Origin of the sequence: Promineifilum sp. (SeqCode) (genome assembly GCF_041918635.1) — a bacterium.
GTDB lineage: Bacteria > Chloroflexota > Anaerolineae > Promineifilales > Promineifilaceae > Promineifilum.
Window position 1 is genome coordinate 1 of the sequence record NZ_JAYRVJ010000744.1, and the last position, 4,344, is coordinate 4,344.

4 protein-coding genes are annotated in these 4,344 nt (G+C 68.0%); all 4 read left to right on the plus strand.

Going from position 1 to position 4,344, the window contains the following annotated elements; translation table 11 throughout:
- A partial coding sequence (gene ruvA, locus ACE3UY_RS21565; RefSeq protein WP_374689539.1) for a Holliday junction branch migration protein RuvA occupies positions 1–384 on the plus strand: 384 nt, incomplete at its 5' end.
- Positions 385–471: 87 nt separating this feature from the next.
- The gene (locus ACE3UY_RS21570) at positions 472–1,326 is read left to right on the plus strand and encodes a DUF5996 family protein (RefSeq protein ID WP_374689540.1); all 855 of its coding nucleotides are present in this window, start codon (positions 472–474) and stop codon (positions 1,324–1,326) included.
- Between the two features lie 356 nt (positions 1,327–1,682).
- Entirely contained in the window at positions 1,683–3,512 is a 1,830-nt protein-coding gene (locus ACE3UY_RS21575; protein ID WP_374689541.1) for an ABC transporter substrate-binding protein, read from the plus strand.
- A 113-nt stretch (positions 3,513–3,625) separates the two neighbouring features.
- Positions 3,626–4,344: ABC transporter permease (locus ACE3UY_RS21580; RefSeq protein WP_374689542.1), on the plus strand; the 719-nt coding region annotated here is incomplete at its 3' end.

Sequence of the window (4,344 nt, forward strand, 5' to 3'; positions counted from 1 at the left end):
GACCTGCAACTGTTCGAGGTCTTGCTCGGCGTCAGCGGCGTCGGGCCGAAGGTCGCCCTGTCCATCCTGGGCACGCTCAGCCCCGAACTGCTCAAGAGCGCCATCATGCGCGAGGAGACGGCCGTCCTGCAGCGCGTCCCCGGCATCGGCAAGAAGACGGCCGAGCGCATCATGTTCCAGCTGCGCGACAAGCTCGACCTGAGCGGGCCGGCGACCGCCCTGCCGCTGGTCAGCGACGTGGACGCCGACGTGATCGACATCCTGACCAGCCTCGGCTTCAGCATCATCGAGGCCCAGGCCGCCCTGCAACACGTCCCCCGCGAGGTGCGGGCGATGGATGAGCGGGTGCAGGGGGCGTTGCAGTATTTGGACCAGACAAAATAGGGGCTAGGTTCTAGGGGCCAGGGGCTAGGGTCGCTCGTCCCTGGCCCCTGGCCCCTGGCCCCTGGCCCCTAATCTTTGGAGAACCACGTGAACCCATTCCCAACGCTCAACGGCTTCGGCCCCACCCGCAAGACCCTCCAGCGCTACGCCCGCGCCCTCTCGGCCGTGGCCCGCGCCCACGGCGTGGCCCACCCCCACTGGTGGCACATCAGCCTGCGCGTCACGCCCGACGGCCTGCAAGGCGACAACGTGCCCCTGCCCGGCGGCGGTGTCCTGGCCGGCCGGCTCGACCTGTTGCGCCACGAGCTGCTGCTGCTCGCCAGCGACGGCCGGCGCTGGTCGGCGCCGCTGACCGAGGGGCTGAGCGGCACGGCGATGGGCGAGCGGGTGCTGGCCGCCGCGGCCGACGCCGGGCTGCGCGGCGCGGTGGAGCGCGACCGCTTCGAGAGCGATGACCCCGGCGTCTACGACCGCGAGGCCGCCGGCCGCTTCTTCACGGCCCTCGTCGGCGCGTCGCTCATCCTGAAGCGCCACCGCGCCCGGCTGGAGGGCAAGACCAGCCCCGTCCAGTTCTGGCCCCACGGCTTCGACCTGGCGATGGAGCTGTACGGCACGAAGATGGTGCGCCACGAGGAGAACGGCCAGACAAAAGAACTGCCGGCCCAACTCAACCTCGGCTTCTACCCCGGCGAGGATGACGACAGCTCCTACTTCTACTCCAACCCCTGGCCCTTCGACGCCAGGCAGTTGCTCGACCGGCCGCTGCCCGAGGGGGCCGGCTGGCATACCGAGGGCTGGCAGGGCACGATGCTCCCCTACGCCGCCGTCCGCGACGACCCCCGCGCCGCCGAGCGGGTGTTGGCCTATGCGGGGGCGGTGTATGATATTGCCTGTCCCTATCTGAGGGCGCAGGGGAGCAGGGGTGCAGGGGAGCAGGGGTGAGACGCGCCCCCCCGCCCCCCTGCCCCCCCGCTCTTCCTGCCACCCACTTGCCACCTTTCCCCCACCTCAGTACAATTCCGCCCATCGAGCGGCCGTCTGCGGGCTGAGCGCCCCGCCGCCCGCCGTTGACATCATGCAAGAGCTAAGCGCGCCGCAATCGGAGCCTTCTGAACCTGTAAGCGACTCGCCCGCCCCGGCGGACGCAGCCGGCGCGCACCGCCTCGTCTTCCGACAATCGCATATCCGCACCCCCAACATCCTGCCTGACCGGGAGGTGATGCTATCGCGCGACGCCCGCCCAATCGCCCATACAACCCTGTTGACCCATCGGTTTACTGTGAGTGGAGGAGAGAGAAATGCGTAAGTTGACCTGGCCGGCCCTGCTGGCCCTACTACTTGTCATGAGTCTGGCCCTGATCGCCTGCACGGCCACCGGCGGCGGCACGACCGAGCAGACCACGGCCACCGAACCGGCCGAGGAGCCGGCCGCCGAAGAACCCGCGGCCGAGGAACCCGCCGCCGAAGAGCCGGCGGCCGAGGAGCCGGCCGCCGAAGAACCGACCGCCGAAGCCCCGGCCGAACCCACCGAGGCTCCCGCCGAGGAGCCGGCCGCCGAGGCCGAAGGCGACCGCAAGATCGCCACGTTCATCTGGACCCAGGAGTTCGACACCCTCAGCCCGCTCTACACCGGCATGTGGTTCACCACCACCACTTTCCCCCTCTGGAACGTCTGGGCCTGGCACTTCGACGAGAACAGCAACCCCGTTCCCGTCCTGGTGACCGAGATCCCATCGGCCGAGAACGGCGGCATCTCCGAAGACGGCCGCACCATCACCTTCAACCTGCGCGACGACATCGTCTGGTCTGACGGCACGCCCGTCACGTCCGATGACTTCGTCTTCACCTACGAGATGAACATCGAGCCGGCCAACACCGTCCAGAGCACCTACCCCTACGACCAGATCGAGAGCATCGACGCCCCCGATCCCCAGACGGTCATGGTGACGTTCATCGAGCCGTTCGCCCCCTGGCTGGCGACGCTGTGGCATAGCATCCTGCCCGCCCACGTGCTGCGCCCCGTCTTCGACGAGGCGGGCACGCTGGACGAGGCCGAGTGGAACTTCGCTCCGACCGTCGGCGTCGGCCCCTACCGCTTCGAGGAGTGGGAGTCGGGCAGCTTCGCCCGCTTCGTGCGCAATGAGAACTGGCACGGCGAGCCGGCGCTCATCGACGAGATCTTCTTCCGCTTCGTGCCCGATGACGCCTCGCAGGTGGCCGCCCTCCAGAACGGCGAAGGCGACCTGGGGACGTTCATCGCCTACTCCGACGTGCCCACCCTCCAGGACGCCGGCATTGGCATCGTCACCCAACCCTCCGGCTATAACGAGGGCTGGTTCCTCTTCCTGGGCGACGAGACCATCCCCGGCCACCCCGCGCTGCAAGACGTGCGCGTCCGCCAGGCGTTGGCGATGGCGATTGACCGCGAGACGTTGAACCAGGACTTGCTGCTCGGCCTGACCAGCCCGCCGGCGACCGTCTGGGACTCGCTGCCCGCCTACGTCAGCCCCGACATCGAGCCGTGGCCCTATGACCCCGAGGCGGCCAACGCCCTGCTGGACGAGGCCGGCTGGGTGGACACCAACGGCGACGGCGTGCGCGACAAGGACGGCGAGGAGCTGATCCTCGTCCACGGCACGACCACCCGCGAGGTGCGCCAGGATGCCCAGGCCGTCTTCCAGCAGCAGTTGGCCGAGGTCGGCGTTCAGCTTGAGTTGCAGAGCTTCGACTCCAACATCTTCTTCGAGAGCTATGGCAACTCCGGCCCGCCCTATACCGGCGAACTGGACATCGCCCAGTGGTCGGACGCGCCCTTCTTCCCCGACCCCGACCACTACTACTGGGATTGCTCCGAAATCCCCACCGACGACGCCCCCGACGGCGGCAACTTCCAGCGCATTTGCGACGAGGAGTTGGACGCGCTGTTCCAAACACAGCGCACCCAGACCAACGTCGAGGAGCGCCAGGCGACCTTCCACCAGATCAGCCAGCTGATGCACGACCAGGTGTACTGGCTGGGCATCTGGGAAGACCCGGACGTGTGGGCGGTCAGCCCGCGCCTGACGAACGTGCGCTTCTCCGGCGCGTCGCCGCTCTTCTCGATTGCCGAATGGGATATTGCTGAGTAGGAGCGGGGGAGCAGGGGAGAAAGGGAGCGGGGGTGATTTCTTTCCCCCCTGCGCCCCCGCCCCCCTGCTCCCCTGCGCCCCACCCGCGCATCCACCAAAGGGAGAGTAAGCCCATGAGCCGCTACATCATCCGCCGCATCTTGCAGGCCATCCCGCTGCTGTTCTTCGTCAGCGTGATCCTGTACTTCCTGATGGGCCAGATGGGCGACCCGGTGGCGACGATGGGCGGCCGGCGCGTCACCCGGCCGGCCGACCGCGCCCGCCTGACCCGCCAACTGGGCCTCGACCAGCCCTTCCATATGCAGTACCTCTACTGGCTGGTCGGCAACGATTGGCAGGAGATCGACGTGGACGGCGACGGCGTGATGGACTCGACCGGAACCCGCCGCGGCATCCTGCGCGGCGACTTCGGCAACTCGCTCATGAAGCGCGGCCAGTCGGCCTGGGAGGTGATCTGGGATCGCGTCCCCAACACCCTGCTGCTCATGGTGACGGCGGAGGTCGTCATCATCGTCTTCGCCCTGCTCATCGGCATCTTCTCCGCCCTGCGCCAATACTCCATCGCCGACCACGTCATCACCGCCGTCTCCTTCATCGGCTTCTCCACGCCCATCTTCTTCTTCGCCCTGCTTTCCATATATATCTTCTCCGTCAACTTCAAGCGCTGGGGGCTGCCCAGCCTGCCGGCCGTCGGCATGTTCGACCCGCAGGTGGGCAAGACGGTCGGCCAGGTGGCGCTGCACATGATCCTGCCCGTGGCGACCATCGCCTTCGTCAGCATCGCCGCCTACAGCCGCTACATCCGCAGCACCATGCTGGAGGTGATGAACCA